Origin of the sequence: Sphingomonas sorbitolis (assembly GCF_036663875.1) — a bacterium.
Taxonomy (GTDB): Bacteria; Pseudomonadota; Alphaproteobacteria; order Sphingomonadales; family Sphingomonadaceae; genus Sphingomonas.
Map to the genome: position 1 here is coordinate 46,148 of NZ_JAXOJS010000001.1, position 16,334 is coordinate 62,481.

5 protein-coding genes and 3 pseudogenes are annotated in these 16,334 nt (G+C 62.6%); 6 read left to right on the top strand and 2 right to left on the bottom strand.

Features of this window, described 5'->3' with window-relative positions:
* Positions 1-1,162: 1,162 nt before the first annotated feature.
* The gene (locus U1763_RS00225; protein WP_332753588.1) at positions 1,163-2,770 is read left to right on the top strand and encodes a type VI secretion system ImpA family N-terminal domain-containing protein; all 1,608 of its coding nucleotides are present in this window, start codon (positions 1,163-1,165) and stop codon (positions 2,768-2,770) included.
* Here U1763_RS00225 and tagH read toward each other — a convergent pair.
* Positions 2,742-3,638 carry a type VI secretion system-associated FHA domain protein TagH gene (tagH, locus tag U1763_RS00230; protein WP_332753589.1) on the bottom strand — a complete coding sequence of 299 codons (897 nt, stop codon included), beginning with the start codon at positions 3,636-3,638 and terminating at the stop codon, positions 2,742-2,744. The two genes, U1763_RS00225 and tagH, sit on opposite strands and share 29 nt — an antisense overlap.
* A 274-nt stretch (positions 3,639-3,912) precedes the next feature.
* Between tagH and U1763_RS00235 the strand changes: the two genes are divergently transcribed.
* A complete protein-coding gene (locus tag U1763_RS00235) occupies positions 3,913-4,455 on the top strand; it encodes an OmpA family protein (RefSeq protein WP_332753590.1) in 543 nt (180 codons plus the stop codon).
* An 888-nt stretch (positions 4,456-5,343) separates the two neighbouring features.
* Here the strand turns inward: U1763_RS00235 and U1763_RS00240 are convergent.
* Positions 5,344-6,846 (bottom strand): annotated as a pseudogene (locus tag U1763_RS00240) (aldehyde dehydrogenase family protein).
* Positions 6,847-7,034: 188 nt separating this feature from the next.
* On the opposite strand from U1763_RS00240, the pseudogene U1763_RS00250 reads away from it, so the two are divergent.
* From U1763_RS00250 to U1763_RS00265, 4 genes and pseudogenes are all read left to right on the top strand, one after another.
* Positions 7,035-9,083, top strand: a pseudogene (locus U1763_RS00250) (hydantoinase/oxoprolinase family protein).
* Positions 9,084-9,093: 10 nt separating this feature from the next.
* Positions 9,094-10,647: pseudogene (locus U1763_RS00255) on the top strand (hydantoinase B/oxoprolinase family protein); the annotation flags it as partial.
* A 664-nt stretch (positions 10,648-11,311) separates the two neighbouring features.
* Positions 11,312-12,928: a GH35 family beta-galactosidase gene (locus U1763_RS00260; protein WP_332753592.1), complete on the top strand. Its 1,617-nt coding sequence runs from the start codon at positions 11,312-11,314 to the stop codon at positions 12,926-12,928.
* Between the two features lie 121 nt (positions 12,929-13,049).
* On the top strand, positions 13,050-16,046 hold the full coding sequence (locus U1763_RS00265; protein WP_332753593.1) for a TonB-dependent receptor: 2,997 nt from the start codon (positions 13,050-13,052) through the stop codon (positions 16,044-16,046).
* Positions 16,047-16,334 lie beyond the last annotated feature (288 nt).

Below are 16,334 nucleotides of genomic sequence, written 5' to 3' on the forward strand. Positions count from 1 at the left end.
GGCCCGGCGGAATCCGGCTGGACTGTTCGCCCGAGCCGCGACCGGTGAATCCTCTGGTGACCATTGCGAACCCCCTTGCTTGGAATGACAGGTTGGAACCAGCTTCCGGCTAATATCTATTGCAAGGTCTTCACGCCCGCAATTGCCCAACGTAATCGATCGAATAAGGCAAAAACTTCCAGTGATCCTTTCGGATAAATATAATTTCGTTCGCTAAGAACCGTTATGCTGCTCTGGAACTATAATGTCGAGCTGAACGGTTTCCTAATATTCTGCTGCTATATTTTCTATAGCATCGACACGGCGCTCAAGATGGATCCTGCTCGTCGTCTATCTCAAATAACATCAGATAGGCTTAGGCCCGTCACTTCGACGCGAATTCGGTAATCCGGAACACCCCGCGATCCCCAATCTTGCTGATCAGAACAGGCGTACCGTACCGTTGGCGGAGGTGCTAGCGTCGCCGAACCGCGAACTCGGTGGTGACGCTGTCGGACATCTCCCGGGTTTTGGGCTTCCAACGGTAACCGCATCGACATCTGCCGACGTTTCTTCGCGACATGGTTCCTAGCGCGTACGGCGTCGATGTCGCCGCCCGCTTTCGCGGCCACAGCATTTAGGAGTGGGGGATGTCGGAATCCGGTGACGCGGGGTCTCTCGAGATGCGGATCTGGTGATCCAAGGGCGGCTAGGATCGGTTTTGCGTCGCTCACGAAATCGGGGAAGCGCTCGCCGTAGCGCGTTGCCGTTACCGGCGTTCCGCCTATATCCCTTCTCGTTCAGTCATAAATTCCAACAAAATATACTTGATATACGTTACCTTCTTATCCTCGTTCAGAAAGTTAATATCCAAATTTATTCGAACTTTTCTAGCAAACCATGACGGTATATTGGAAATATTCAAAGTCGGTTCACAAAATATGTAAAATAGACTCGCTTGACGGGGAAGTATTTCGGACGTCTACTCCGCAAATACAAGAATCGATAGATATCACGTAATTACCAAAATGTGTCGACCCGATACGCAGTATCGGTCAGTCAAGCCATGGCTTTGTCAAATTTCGGGGAAGCAATGATGCGCTGTGAGCGGTCCCAAACTGGTGAAAGTCTTAAAGCACGTGGAGCGCGAGTCCGAGCTTCAGTCGGGGCGGGCGTGTAGGTCGTGCTCGATTACGAAACGCTTATCCAGCCATTCGACGGCGACAATCCGTGTGGACCGGATCTGCGCGGCGACCCAGAGTTTCGCGATATCGAGGATGCCCCCGGCGACTTCGCAAACCAGAAGCCGCAAGAGTTGATTCAATTGATCCAGCGGTGCGATGTCTTTCTACAACGTACCAAGGATCAGGCACCCGCACTGGTAGCATTGCAGGCAGCGGTGCGCGTCGGCGACTTCGCGCTGGCAAATGCCGCGCTTGCCCTAGTGAAGGGCTATGCCGCGCTGTTCTGGGAGGCGTTTCATCCCGGGCCCGCCGATGAGATGGTGGTGGCCAGGATCAACGAATTGTCCGCGCTGGCGCGACCTGCTGCGCTGACGCTGCCGTTGCAGCGGGCCGCGATCGCAAAAATGCCGTCACCGGCGCAACAGGGCTTCACGCCGGCGATGATCGCCCAGTCGTGCGGGCCGACCGCGGAATGGTCTCCCGAGGACGAGGCGGCGCTTGCCGCGCAGGTTGAGAGCGGTAAGATCAGTGCCACCCAGGCGCGCACCGTCCGACCGAACCGCGACGGCGGCCGGACGCTGCGGATGATCCTGCGAGCACTGTCGGCTGACGCGCGTGCCGCCGATGCGGAGGCCGGAGTCGGCGGTGACGATACGGGGATCGCCCCCGAGGCGCTACAGCGTCTAGCGCTGATCGCACGCACTGGGGAAGCGTCACGCGGTTTGCCCAAGCCAGCGATCGCGGCGGGTGTCGCGGCGGTCCTGGCGCTGGCGGGCGGCGGCACGTGGTTCGCGACTCGGGGCGACGATCCGCCGACCACAATTCCCGCGGGTCCGGTCGCGGCGAACACTGTCGCCGTGCCCCACGCGCCCGCGCCTCAGGGCAATCCGGCGGAGCGCGCGCGAGCGGCGGTGGCAGCGGCACTCCCGTCGATCGATTGTTCGTGGCTCGACCTGGCGACCGGTGCGGACCGCGGTAATGCAATGACGGTCAAGCTGACCGGCGTGGCGGGGCGTCCGGCCGAAGCGCAGGCGGCGATCACCAGGGTCGCCGAGCGGAGCGGCGCGGCGCTGGATGCCGCCGATTTTTCCGACGTGGCGCCGATCAGCGCGTCAGAATGCGGCTCGGTCGACATCTTCCGGGCGATCCGCAGCGTCGGGGCAAGTCATCTGACGGTACCGCAACGCACGTTCGAAGTGGCCAAGCTGCCCCCCGAGAGCAGCTATGCCGGCCAGATTGGCGCGCGCACGATCATCAACCTCGATCTGTCGGGGATCAAGGATTTCGCGCTCTATGGGCTGGAGCCGAGCGGCACGATTTCGCCGCTGGTGCCCGATCGCCGGACGTTCGACGCGATGCCCAAGCCGGGCGAGCCGATCGCCGATCTGGGCAAGGGGCGCTATCGCTTCTCGATCGACGCTAACCACACCGGCTGGTCGGGCATCCTGCTGCTAACCGGCAAGAGCGGGTTTTCCGATGCGCTAGTCGCGGGAGCGGCAGGATCGCACGGCCCTGGCTGGTCGCAGCGTTTCGCGACCGCGGCGCGCGCGGGCGACTGGCGCGCCGAGATGGTGTGGTTCAAGATGGTGGACGAGGTGCCGAACTGACAGTGCGATAGGCCTTGGCGAATTCGGTCGCGAACAGCTCGACGAACGCATCGCTTGATCCCTTTGCCACGCCGTCGAACTCGCGCTCATAGGCTTGCCACAGTGCGGCCTGACGCGCGCCGGGCAGCATCCGCGCCAGCATTCCACCGTCCTGCGTTCGGCCGCGGATCGAGTCGGGCGAGAAGCGGTCGAGCGTCGCCGCGAGCGCGCCCTGCATCCCGGCAAGCGTCGCGGCCTGATGCGCCTCCAGATCGGCAAACGCGTCGGCCACCGCGCGGTCCGCGGGCATCATGCCCTTCGTCGGCGCCAGTAACGCAGCAAGCGCGCGATCAGCGGGCAGTGTCTTCAGTGGGTTGACCGCACCGAACGCGAACTGGGTCGCTTCGGCGCCCATCTCCGCCTTGGCCCTCATCCGGTGCGCGAGTTGATCGACAAGGCCTGAAACGAGATGGCGGACCAGAGTTCCTGCGGTAGCGATCAGGTCAGCGTCCTGCGTATCGACTTGCACGCGAGTCAGGCCGGCTGCAGCCAGCAACGCGTCGGCGGGTGTCGAACCGGCACCGACGCCGGGCGCGTCGCTGTCGACGATCACCACCTCGCAGCCGCCGATCGTCACGCGGTCGCCCACGGCGATCAGGGTCGGGCGATCAAGCGGGCGGCCGTTGATGGCAGTGCCGCCGCCCAGATCGACGATCAGCCACTGCCCGCCGCGATAGCCGAACTGGCAATGGCGCGGGGCGACGCCGTCGTCCAGCCGCCAGTCGCAGTCGGACGCGGTGCCGATAACGCAGTCTGTCCCGGCCAATGGCCATCGCAGCGGTTGGCCGGCTGCAGTGCGACCATGGTGCAGGATAAGATGGAAATTCATGATGATTCGGTTGATAGCTGACGTAAGCGCTTGTGCAACGGCTAGTCCATGAAGCATTTGTATAAGATTACCAAATACTGTATCGACTTATCAGAAAATGAAATTTCGCTAAAGTCGAGTCGCGTATGGTTATTCGGAAATGTTCGAACTACTATTTGGGGAATGTGTCGTTATGCGCGCGTTTGGTATATTGGTGTTTGGTATTGGCGCAAGTATATCTGGCGCGGCTTTGGCTCAGACCGCCACGAACTCGCCCGAAGCTATCATATGTTCGATGACCGGAAGTTGCGGTGCGTCAGGACTTGACAGTGATCGCGTACCGGTCGGCAATGAAAAGGCGTTCAGCCTCGCACGTCCGTCGACCACCGCCCACACCGCGCCGACCGCGCGTCCGTCCGAGGTGGCGACGCGACGGAGCCCGATATTGGCCGCTGTGCGTCCCGCGCGCCGTTCGAATGCACCGGTCAAGGTCAGGCAGGGTGGCGGCATTGATATGCTGGTCACGTTCCGGCTTGGCTCCGCGCAGATGACGCCGCAGGCGCAGGCCGAAGCGCGAGCGTTCGCGCAGGCGATGGCGGCACCGCAGATGGCGGGCATGCGTTTCGCGATCGAAGGTCATACCGACGCGACCGGCGAACATGATAGGAACATGGCGCTGAGCCAGGCGCGCGCGCAGTCGGTGGTAGATTATCTGGTCACCCGCGGGGTCGACTCCGGTCGACTGACCGCCAAGGGATACGGTCCCGATCGCCCCATCTCAGGCGCTCGCGCGACCGCGTCCGCCAACCGCCGCGTGGAGTTCGTCAAGCAGATCTGACGGCAGTACTCAACGCAGAACGTGATGACTGCGACTTCCGATTGCACAATTGCCTCATGCGTGATGAGATGCTGGCCCGGGGTATAGACATCGGGCGCTGCAGCCATGTCGATGATCCACCAAACAATCGCGATGATGTCGAAAGCCGCGTTGGGTATCTTCATGATGACGGCGACGCGGCTCTCCATGTGTAAAGTCCGCTGTCTATTTCACGTCGCGCCCCGTTGGTGGGATCCTCGACACGCGTCCGATGGTAGAAACTCGTCAATTGCGTGAGCCATGTCGCCTAGAACGACCGATGTCTGCGTTAATGAGATCATGCGGACCTCCACCACAACATCGTCTAAGTGTGCGCTCGCGAACGAGTCCGGAGCGGAAGCGCGGACCTGATGTCACCGGGGCCGCACGCTGTATGTCGATCCGGCCAATCCGCAAAGCCATTCACCGGATTTATGTGCGCGCCGCTCAAGCAGGTTTGACGGCCGAGATTAAGAGGATGAAAAGGCGGTCTTCACCATCGCCAGGGAAACGGACGGTACGGTTCGCGTTCCGCATGACCTTGAAGACGGCGTAACCCAACACTCCGTCCGAACATCCAGTACATGCTAGCAAGCCTGATTATAACTGCGAAACCCCTATCGATGCAGGTGGCGGCTCGGCCTCAAGCCGGTCACCGCCGGGTTTCCCGATCGACAAAACACGCCGCGAAAGTTGCAAATCGTACGCGCGCTTGGACCTGCGCGAAATAGCCGATCCTGATCGATTGTGGGATGGCCACCTTCGAGGATGCGATAAATAAAAGCGTACGTTAGCTGCGATGGCGGCGCACGACGGCTGAGAGACTGTCACAGAACCATCACTAGGTCTTTACCTCGGATATAGTGGAGTTCAGATCACCGCGCAGACCGTCTTCCACTCGAGATAGCTATCCATCGCCTGCTTGCCGCTGTCGCGGCCCCAGCCCGAGGCTTTCATTTCGCCGATCGGTAGCGAGGCGTCGTACATCGCGTGGCAGTTGATCCAAACTGTCCCTGCGCGCAGCTGCCCGGCGAGGCGGTGTGCGCTGGAGAGCGACTGCGTCCAGATGCTCGACGCAAGGCCGTATTGGCTGTCGTTCGCCGCGGCGACCACTTCGTCGAGATCGTCATAGGGTTGCGCGACCAGCACCGGGCCGAACACCTCTTCGCGGACGATCGTCATGTCGGGGCGGACGTCGACCACGACGGTCGGCGCGACGAACGTGCCGGCCTCGCCCGAGCGGTCGCCGCCGGTCAGCACGGTCGCGCCTTCGTCCCGCGCGCCGGTGACGAAGCTCGCGACGCGCTCGGCCTGGCGCGCGGACACGAGTGGGCCCATCTGCGTCGCGGGGTCGAGGCCGTGGCCCATTGCGAGCCCCTTGGCATAGGCGACGACGCCCTCGATCACCTGGTCGTGGATCGAGCGGTGGACGTAGAGACGCGAGCCGGCGATGCACACCTGCCCCGCGTTGAAGAAGATCGCGTTGGCGACGCCGGGGATGGCGAGATCGAGATCGGTGTCGGGCAGGACGATCGCGGGCGACTTGCCGCCGAGTTCGAGCGTGACGCGCTTGAAGTTGGTTTTCGCCGCATCGAGGATCGCGCGGCCGGTCTGGGTCGAGCCGGTGAAGGCGATCTTGTCGACGCCGGGGTGCGCGGCGAGCGCGGCGCCGGTCTCGCTGCCGGGCCCGGTGACGATGTTGAGCACGCCGGCGGGCAGCCCCGCCTGCGTCATTAGTTCGGCGAGCCGGAGGGCGCTGAGCGAGGTGTCCTCCGCCGGCTTCAGGACGATCGTACAGCCCGCGGCCAAAGCCGGTGCGAGCTTCATCGCGGTCAGCACCAGCGGCGAGTTCCACGGCACGATCGCGGCCACTACGCCGACGGGTTCGCGGAGAGTCCAGGTCGAGACCTGCTTGCCTGCGGGCTGGTAATCGATCGAGCTCTCGATCGTGTTGCCCCCGATCGCCATCGCCTGGCCGGCGAAGAAGCGGAACTGGTTGATCGCACCGGGGATCTCCGCCCAGCGCGCGACGAACAGCGGCTTGCCCTGGTCAAGCGTCTCCAGTTCGGCGAGTTCGTCGATATGCGCCTCGATTAGGTCGGCGATCGCCCACAATATGCGTGCCCGGTTGACCGGAGTGGTGGTGCGTCAGCCGTCGAAGGCCACGCGCGCAGCGGTCACTGCCTGGTCGACGTCGCCAACCGAGGCGGAGGCGATGCGGCCAATCTCTTCGCCGGTCGCCGGGTCTAGCGTTCCCAACGTACGTCCTCCCTCGGCCGACTGCCAAGCGCCGCCGATCAGCAATCCGGACCCGGTCGCGCGGCGATCTAGGAAGGCGCGCGTATCGGCGCGAAGTTCGGGGCGGACGATCATGACGGCTTCTCCTGCAAGGCTGGCACCGTGGCGAAGCCCGCCGCGCGTGACCAATCGCCACGCCCGAAAAGTCGCACAGCGGATAGTCGCGGTGACGCGGGCCAACCGCATCATCGCGCGGTTCTAGGAAGGTCTCAGCAAAAGCGCCGCCCGGATGGTGGCCGCGCGATCATCATAGCGGGGACATCATGGCTTATCGTTTGGGCGTCGATGTCGGTGGGACTTTCACCGACCTGCTGCTGCTGGATTAGGAAAGCAGCGGGTTCTGGCGGCACAAGACGCCGTCGACGCCGCACGACAGCTCGGTTGGTATCCTGACCGGAGTCGACGGGATCTGCGCGGAGGCGGGCATCACGCCTGTTGAGGTCGAGTTCTTCCTCCACGGCACGACCGTCGCGACCAACGCGGTGCTCGAAGGCAAGGGGGCGCGCGTCGGCCTCGTCACCAGCGAGGGCTATCGCCAGATCATGCAGATTGCGCGCAGCTTCGTGCCCGGTGGCCTCGCCGGCTGGATCGTCTGGCCGAAGCCCGAACCGCTCGCTGCGCTGGAGGATACGGTCGAGATCCTCGGTCGGATGGATGCGCAGGGCAAGGAAGTGCGGCCGATCGACGATGCCGATATCCGTGCGGCGCTGGAGGCGTTGAAGGCGCAAGGGATCGAGGCGCTGACGGTGTCGCTGATCAACGCGTATCTGAACGGCGCGCATGAATTGCGCGTGGCCGAGCTCGCCGCGGAGATCCTGCCCGACGTGCCGCTGTCGCTCAGCCATGTCGTGCTGCCTGAGATGCAGGAATATGAGCGCACGCTGACGACCGTCGCCAATGCCGCGGTGCGCCCGATCATGCGCAATTACGTCCGTAATTTGCGCACCAAGCTGCGCGACAGCGGCATGGCGGGGAGCCTGTCGCTGCTGCGTTCCGATGGCGGGCTGATGTCGTCGGAGAAGGCCGAGGAGCATCCGGTGTCGCTGCTGATGTCGGGGCCGGCGGGCGGCGTGACCGGCGCATTGTGGGTCGGCAAGAACGCGGGCATCCGCAACATCCTGACGCTCGACGTCGGCGGCACCTCGACTGACGTCGCGCTGATCGAGAACCTTGAGGCGCGCCGTGTCCGCACTACCGAGGTAGGCCATCTGGCGGTGCGAGCGTCCGCGCTCGACGTGAAGACGGTCGGCGCGGGTGGCGGTTCGATCGCCTACGTCCCCGAACTGACCAACGCGCTGCGGGTCGGGCCGCGGTCGGCGGGCGCGGTGCCGGGGCCGGTCGCGTACGGCAAGGGCGGCGTCGAGCCGACCGTGACCGACGCCAACGTCGTGCTCGGATACCTGCCTGAATCGCTGCTCGGCGGTGCGTTCAAGCTCGATCGCGAAGGCGCCAAGATCGCCGTGCAGGGGATCGCCGACAAGCTCGGCATCGGCCTGATGCAGGCGGCGCGCGGGATCATCGACATCGTCAACGAGAACATGTTCGGTGCGCTGCGCATGATCTCGGTCCAGCAGGGCTATGACCCCCGCCACTTCGCGCTGATGGGGTTCGGCGGGGCAGGGCCGTTGCACGTCAACGCGGTCGCGCGGTTGATGGGCAGCTGGCCCGCGGTGTCGCCGGTCAGCCCCGGCGTGTTGTGCGCGCTCGGTGACGCCACCACGCAGATGCGGACCGAGACCGCGCGCAGCTTCTCGCGCCGCTTCAGCGAGACAGACGAGACCGAGGTCCAGGCGATCCTCAACGAGATGGCCGCACAGACCCGTGCCGAGCTCGCCGCCGAGGGGATCGCGGATGGCGACATCACATCGCTGTTCGAGATCGACGTTCGCTACGAAGGCCAGGCGTTCGAGGTGCCGTTGTCGATCGACGCCGAGACCTTGGCGCGCGACGGGCTCGCCGGCGTCACCGGACGCTTCGACGAAGAGCATCACCGGCTGTTCACCTTCAACATGGAAACCGCGCACGAACTCGTGAATCTCCGCGCAGTCGCACTCGGGCCGTTGCTCGATCTCAAGGCGCCGGTGCTCCCTGAAGGCAACGGCGACCCCATCGCCGCGAAACTGCGCGATCACGAACTCTGGACCGACGGCGCGATGCGGCCTGCGGTCATCTACGACCGGTCGAAACTCCGCGCCAACGACGTCATCCCCGGCCCGGCGATCATCGTCGAGATGGATTCCACGACGCTGATCGAAGGCGGCTGCACCGGCATCGTCGACTCGGTCGGCAACATCCTGATCAATCTGGCCTGAGAGGACCATCATGCCCGCACGCATCATCCAGGCCAACGCCACACCGTTCGAGACGGTGCCGATCGATCCCGTCACGCTGGAGGTGATCGAAAACGCGCTCCGCAACGCCCGCATCGAGATGGACGCGACGCTCGTCCGCACTGCGATGTCGCCCGGCATCCGCGAACAGGGCGACGCCTTCCCGCTGATCGCCGACAGCAAGGGCCGCATGATCGTCGGCCAGTTCGGCTCGTACATCGGCCCGTTCCTCGAAAGCTATGACGGCACGGTCGAGGACGGCGACCTGATCTTCCTCAACGATCCCTATTCGGTGCAGGGCGCGATCAGCCATCTCAACGACTGGCTCGTGCTGATGCCGGTGTTCAAGGACGGCCGGGTCGTCGCCTACACCTCGATGTTCGGGCATATGAGCGACATCGGCGGCAAGGTGCCCGGATCGATGCCGATCGACGCGACCAGCATCTTCCAGGAGGGGGTTCGCATCCCGCCCGTGAAGCTGTGGAAGCAGGGTGTCTACAACGAGGATCTGCTCAACCTGGTGATGCACCAGACGCGCACGCCCGACTGGTGCCGCGCCGATCTGAACGCGCTGATCGCCTCCTGCCGGGTCGCCTCGCGACGGATCATCGAGATGTGCGAGCGGTTCGGCGACGACGTCTACGCGTCCGCGACCGACCTGCTGATCGACCGCAACTATCGCGCGATGAAGCAGCTCGTCGAGACCGCGATCGGCGAGGAGAAGGTCAGCTGCGAGGATTATATCTGCGACGACGGGCTCGGCTACGGCCCATACAAGATCGAGTGCACGATGTGGCGCGAGGACGGCCGCGTCATCCTCGATTTCGACGGCACCGATCCGCAGAGCCAGGCGTCGATCAATTTCCTGCTTAACGAAAACATGATGAAGATGTTTTTCGGCATCTACATGATCATGGTCTTCGATCCGCAGATCCTGTTCAACGACGGCTATTAGGATCTCATCGACGTGCGGATACCGGAAGGGTCGCTGCTCAAGCCGCGCTTTCCGGCGGCGCTGTCGGGGCGGACGCATGCGCTCGGCCGGTTGTTCGACATTCTCGGCGGGCTGCTCGGGCAGAAGACGCCGGAGTTTCTCAACGCCGCCGGCTTCTCGTCGTCGCCGCATCTGTTCTATTCGGGGCTCGACGAGAGCGGAAAATGGTTCCCGCTGTTCCAGATCGGCTTCGGCGGGATCCCCGCACGGCCGATGGGCGACGGGCCCGATGGGCACTCGCTGTGGCCCGGCTTTACCAACGTGCCGAACGAGTTCCTCGAACGCTATTTCCCGCTCCGGATCGAGACGTACGAGACGGTCGCGGACAGCGGCGGGGCAGGGCTGCACCGCGGCGGCAACGGCATGAACATGGTGGACCGCTTCCTCCAGCCCGGCGTGATCGCGATCCACGACGATCGCTGGTTCGTGCCGCCCTGGGGCGTCAACGGCGGCGAACCAGGGACGCGGGCGCGGAAGGTGCTGGTCAAGAACGACGGGACCGAGATCGTGCTCGGCAACAAGCTGGAGGATTATCCGGTCGAGGCTGGCGAGCCCGCACGACGTAGTGTGCAAAGCCGATAGTCTCGTTTGGTCCTAATTCAATTAAAGCGGTCGATGCCGCAGTGGAAATCGACCGCCTAACGATCCGTAGCGCCCCCCGCTGGATGTGTTATGTCCGACAATCTGCAGGCTGTGGTGGCATTGGAAATTAGAAAGTCGGATCGGCCGTCCGGGCTCCGCAGCCGTCCGCTACGCTGCCAATACGCTTCTGTCGTGGTGCCCGCGGGGTTATTGACCCGTTAGTTCACAGGACCGAATGGCACGCCGCAACATTCGAGATCGCCACGGCCTCACGCCCATACTGGTACGCCTTCGGTTGACAATTGCTCGGTTTGTCAGACATGTTATCGCTATCAAGGTGACAGCATCGGTAACAATGCGGCTTTCGGTGAGAGGAGAGGTCGAAGCCTTGGTCGCAAATGGCAAGCTCGAGATACGATGCCAAGGCGCAATGTCCCGAGCGGGCGATGCCGGACTCGACTGTTCAATGCTCATAACATTCCAAGATGCGACAACGCCCTTGAATTGCAGGGATCTGCATCGGCGTTGGTAGATCCGACGGCCAGTACCCAATTTGGATCTTACCTCATTCCTTAATTGAATAAATTCCTGTCTTATTTGGAGTCAAATAATGAAATCTCGATCGGCTCTGCTCATGCTGGCGGCCCTTGCAACTACAGCGGCAACGCCGGCGTTTGCCGATGCACCCTCCCTACGCAAACAGGGTAGCGCGACGCAGTTGATCGTCGGCGGCAAGCCAATGTTGATCATCGGCGGCGAGCTGAGCAATTCGGCAGCGTCCAGCGCAGCCTACATGGCGCCGCACTGGAAGAAGCTGCGTGCGATGCATCTTAACACCGTGCTCGCGCCCGTCGCGTGGGAACTCATTGAGCCGCGGGAGGGGCGGTTTGACTGGAGTTCGGTCGATGCGATGGTACGTGATGCGCGTGCGGCCGACCTGAAACTGGTGATCCTTTGGTTTGGCGCGTGGAAGAATTCGATGTCGACCTACGTACCGTCGTGGGTGAAGCGCGACCAGGCGCGGTTCCCGCGGGCACAGGGACCCAACGGGCAGGGCGTCGATATTCTCTCGGCGTTTGCACCTGAGACGCTAAAGGCCGATCAGCGCGCCTACGCCGCGCTGATGACGCATCTGAAAGCGGTCGACGGTACGCAGAATACCGTCGTTATGATGCAGGTCGAGAACGAGATCGGCATGCTGCCGGTCGCGCGCGATTACGGGCCGCTGGCGGAAGCGGCATATCGACAGCCGGTACCGGCCGACCTCGTCCAGTATCTGACACAGCACAAGGCAAGCCTTGTCCCTGAGATGCAGGCGATGTGGGTCGAGCGGGGCGCCAAAACGCAGGGGTCTTGGGAGGATTTGTTCGGCGCGGGTGACGCAGCCGCGGAGGTATTTACCGCGTGGTATTATGCACGGTTCGCCGATCAGCTGACCATGGCAGGCAAGGCGGCGTACCCGATGCCGATGTATGTCAACGTTGCATTGAATCGCCCCGGTCGCGCGCCGGGCGAATATCCGAGCGGCGGCCCATTGCCGCATTTGATCGATGTCTGGAAGGCGGGCGCACCTGCGATCGATTTTCTAGCGCCAGACATCTATTTCCCGAACTATGTCGACTTGGTAGGTCGCTATAAGCGTCCCGATAATCCGCTCTTCATTCCGGAGGCGAACAACGCGGACAATGCCGCGGTCCCCGCAAATGCCTTTTATGCATATGGCGAGCATGATGCGATTGGTTTTGGACCTTTCTCGATCGACTCGGTCGATGATGCGCCGGGCGATCTGGCCAAGGCCTATAACGTGATCGATCAACTTGCACCGGAGATCCTTGCGGCGCAGGGATCAAACCGTATGGCCGGCTTCAAACCGCGCGTGTTGTACGACGAGACCGTCGTCTACGAGCCTCAGGTTCGAGACATTGGCGGCTATCGCTTCACGGTTGCCTACGCCGACATTCAACGGCCCGTCGCAAAGCCTGATACCGCGAGCTATGGCGGGTTGATCATTCAAACCGGCGCTGAGGAATTCTTGGTCGCAGGTCAGGGTATCACGGTTACGTTCAAGCCTATCGGCGATGGACCGGCGCTCGTCGGCATCGATAGTGCCTTCGAAGGACGGTTCGACGCTGCAGGTCGCTGGGTTCCGGGGCGGCTGCTCAACGGCGATCAAACGCACCAGGGGCGCCATATCAGCTTGCCGGCTGGAGACTGGCAAATTCAGCGTATAAAACTCTACCGATACCGTTAGGTCGTCCAGTTGACAGAGCTGGTCAGGCCAATTATTACCGATACCGTGATAGCGCTATCAGGCGCAGCTGGTTGACTTACCCCGACGACGAAGCGGGGAAGTTATGAGGAGAGGACCGAGAATGAATTTCATCGTACGCCGTCATCATGTTCGCGTGGCATTGCTTGCCGCGGTTGCGGTCAATGTCGTGGGCGTTGTTGCACCCGCCGCTGCGCAGGTCGCTTCGTCCAGCACGACAGCGCCGGTCGCGCCGGGTCAGCAGGGGATCACCGGTACAACCACCCAGGCCGAACCCGCTCCTGCGGATGCAACCGGGCAGAGCACGACCGCCGCTGACAATGGGCTCGGCGCGACCGACGAGATCGTCGTTACCGGGATTCGTGGCAGCCTTCAAAGCGCAACCAACGCCAAGCGTAATGCCGTCGCGTTTGGCGATTCGATCTTCGCCGAAGACATCGGCAAGCTGCCCGCTACCAATCTTGCCGAAACGCTGAACCGCATTCCGGGCGTCCGCTTGAACCGCGACATCACGGGTGAAGGCGTACAGGTCGCAATCCGAGGTCTCGGCCCGAGCTTCTCGAAGGTCCTGCTCAACAACACCCAGATCGCAATCGCATCTGACGGCGGCACGAACGGGACTGGTGGCGGCAACCGCGAGGTCGATCTCGACTTTTTCCCGTCCGAACTCTTCACGCGCCTCGATGTTCTAAAATCGCCGGTAGCATCGACTCTGGAGGGCGGGATCGCCGGTACGGTCAACTTGCGCAACGCGCGGCCGTTCGACAATCCCGGCACGCACCTGACGGTCGTCGGGCAAGGCCAATATAACGACACAAACAATCGCTTTGGCCCGCGTGGCGCGATCGTTGCCAGCAAGACCTGGGACAAGTTCGGCATCCTGATCGGCTTGCAGGGCGTGGACCAGAAGACCCGTGTCGATGGCTTCGAGACGGTCGGATACACAGACGGCAACGTCCCGACCGGGCGGGCGGGTGTGGGTGACGTCGGCGGCAATGGCTTTGCCTATGCGCCGGTCGTGCCGCGCAACACTGGCTTTGGCCTGACGCCGGGTGCGCCGGTCAATCTCGCGGCGACCTCGGGGCTGACCGATACGCAGATCCGCAGCGCGCTGATCCCGCGTCTCGGCCGCAACAACGTGACGCAGGGGACCCGCTCGCGCTATTCGGCCTTGCTCGCACTTGAGTTCCGCCCCACCGACACGCTCAGCTTCGCGCTCGACGGCATCTACGCCAAGTCGAAGCGCGATTACGTCAAGTCGAACATGAACTGGTACGTTCGCAATTCGGGCCCCGGTACCGATCCGACCTCGACCGGCGGCATGGTGCCGATCGGCTTGACGGTGGACGCGAACAACGTCGTCACCAGCGGCACGTTTGCGAACTCGGTGTTCTTCCTTGAGGAGAGCATTTTCCGCCAGACCACCGAATTCTACAATGTGAACCCAAGCCTCACCTGGGCACCGAGCGACACGTTCAAGGTCGAGGCACAGGTCAATTACGGTAAGAGCACTTTCTACCGCGAACAGCCGAGCTTCCTGATCCAGACCCCGCGCGAGACCGGGATCAACGCGTTTTACGACAATACCGACAGCAACAATCCGCAGCCGGTCATCACCTCGAACGTCGATCTGGGCGATCCGAACCTCGGCTGGAAATGGTATCGCCAGAACGTCCAGAGCGTGCGCCGCAAGACCGAGACCAAGGGCGCGCATGTCGACTTCACCCTTGGCGACGCGACCATGAACTTGAAGTTCGGTGGCGCCTATGACAGCGCGCTGCGCAACGTCCGCGCGTACGACAACTCGACTGCCTACCAGACGTCGGTCTGCGGTGCGACGTGCGACGGCACCACCGGCAGCGTCACGAACGCGCAATTGTCGCAGTATCTTGAGCGCCTGAACGTCACGGATATCGGCAAGCTATCGAAGGGCAATGTTGGGTATACCAGCATCATCTCGACGAAGCTGAAAGAGCTGCAAGCGGCGACCAACTACCAGTCGTTCCTCGACAACGCGCCCGAAGCCCGCGGTTCGGTAACCGGCGGGACGACCGGCGATATCCTCGAAAAGACGTTTGGCTTCTACATGGAGGGCAATGGCGTCACCGAAATCTTCGGTCGTGAACTGCGCGCCAACGCAGGCGTTCGCTACGTCCATACCGACCAACGCGTTGCGGGCCCGGTTCAAGTGGCGGCGGGACTCGTCGACGTGGTTCAGGACTCGTCTTACGAGAAGGTCTTGCCATCGCTCAATCTGACCTATGATGTGATGAGTCGCCTCAAGCTGCGTTTTGCGACCTCGATCAGCATGACCCGCGCCGATGCAGGATCGCTGCTGCCGGGCCTGACTTTCTCTGATCAGGGCGCTCAGGTTGCGACCGCAGGCAATCCGAACCTAAAGCCCTACACGTCCGAGAACATCGATCTCGGCGGCGAATATTATACCGGCGGCATCGGCTATGTCGGTGTATCGTATTTCCGCAAGAACATCGACGGGTTTACCGCCAACATCCAGTCGACGGTGCCGTTCATGGCGCTGAACCTTGCTTTCAGCACGCTGACCACGACGCAGCAGCAGGCGATCAACGGTCGCGGTGGTCCCGACGTCGCGCAGATCGTCGTGACGCAGCCGGTCAATCTGAACCAGCTCAAGATCCAGGGCGTTGAGGCGACCTGGGTCCAGCCGCTCGATTTCCTAGTCCGCGGGCTCGGTTTCTCGGCGAACGGTACGCGGATCACCCAGAAGTCGGACACCGGGCTCGTCGCATCGGGCATCGCGCCATGGAGCTACAACCTCCAGGGCTTCTACGAAGGCCACGGCGTATCGCTCAGCCTGAACTATGTCTGGAACGACGAATCGATCGCCGCGAATGGCCCGCAGAACAACATTCCCGTGCCGCTTCGCGCCGATGCGCGCGGTCAGTTCGACATGTCGGTCGGATATCAGCTGCCGTTCTTCGACAACCGGTTGCGTCTTACTCTCGACGTTCTGAACATTACGAACGAGCCGCTGCGCACGACGTTTGGCTACGACAACGCCGCGTACAGCGTCTATTATCCAGGTCGCCAGTTCCTGGGTGGCATTCGCGCCAAGTTCTAAGCGTCAGCCGTTCGCTAAACTTATGAGGCCAGCCGAGGACGGCTGGCCTTTGGGCGCGATCGACGATCCTGCGCTATCCGACGAAGTCTTGGCGCAGACCCGCGCCTGGATCAATGAGCGCAGCGGAGAATCTATGTGATGACAGGAGCCCGTGCCGGCGACTTAGAAGGCCGACCGACGAGGGGTCGCGGGACTCTCCACGCCAGCAGTCACCGCTATGGCGGAAGTCGGCAGCGCAAGAGCACCCGCGGAGAGCCATAACCGGTCCATGTTCAATACGGGTCGTCG

What these genes read in the sequence shown, in the direction of transcription:
- tagH (WP_332753589.1), bottom strand. Translation starts at nt 3,638, where the DNA reads ATGAATTTCCATCTTATCCTGCACCATGGTCGCACTGCAGCCGGCCAA.
- U1763_RS00235 (WP_332753590.1), top strand. Translation starts at nt 3,913, where the DNA reads ATGACCGGAAGTTGCGGTGCGTCAGGACTTGACAGTGATCGCGTACCG.
- U1763_RS00260 (WP_332753592.1), top strand. Translation starts at nt 11,312, where the DNA reads ATGCTGGCGGCCCTTGCAACTACAGCGGCAACGCCGGCGTTTGCCGAT.
- U1763_RS00265 (WP_332753593.1), top strand. Translation starts at nt 13,050, where the DNA reads ATGAATTTCATCGTACGCCGTCATCATGTTCGCGTGGCATTGCTTGCC.